We start from the raw sequence: 500 nt of genomic DNA on the forward strand, positions 1-500 counted from the left end.
ACCTCGGTGAACCCGGCGTCGCGGACGGCGATCGCCTGCCCCGCGGCCACCCGGGCGGTCAGCGCGGCCCAGCGGTCCGGGTCGGCGTCGCGCACCGAGCACCGGAACCCGCTTCCTGCCCACTGCGCCGCCTGCGCGAGGGTCATCGCACCGGCCAGCAGCATCGCCGCGTGCCCCACCTGCGCGGCGGTCTTGCCGACCGTCATGTCGAGGGAACGGTTGAGCCACAGCACCGGCAGGTCGGGCTCCGGATCCCCCGGCGCGTCGTGCTCGAGGTCGGTCCCGCCGATCTGCAGCTTCCGGATCCGCGGGTCGAGTTCACCCACGGGACCCGGCACGAAGGCCCGGGCCTGGGCGCCGTCGAGCTCGACGGTGACGCCGTCGACGTCCTGGGCGGCCAGCCACTGGGCGCCCCGGGCCCGCCGGGCCACCTTGCGGATCCGGGCGCCGGTCCAGGCCAGGTAGTCCCGCTGCCACGGCCCCGGTTCGCCGTCCTCGCC

At 76.6% G+C, this 500-nt stretch carries 1 protein-coding gene; it reads right to left on the reverse strand.

All coding sequences use genetic code 11. The features are described from left to right. Positions 1-500: peptidyl-tRNA hydrolase (locus AC1DYG_RS19375; RefSeq protein ID WP_477641484.1), on the reverse strand; the 500-nt coding region annotated here is incomplete at both ends.

It is taken from the genome of Pedococcus sp. P1_H8 (assembly GCF_056405175.1).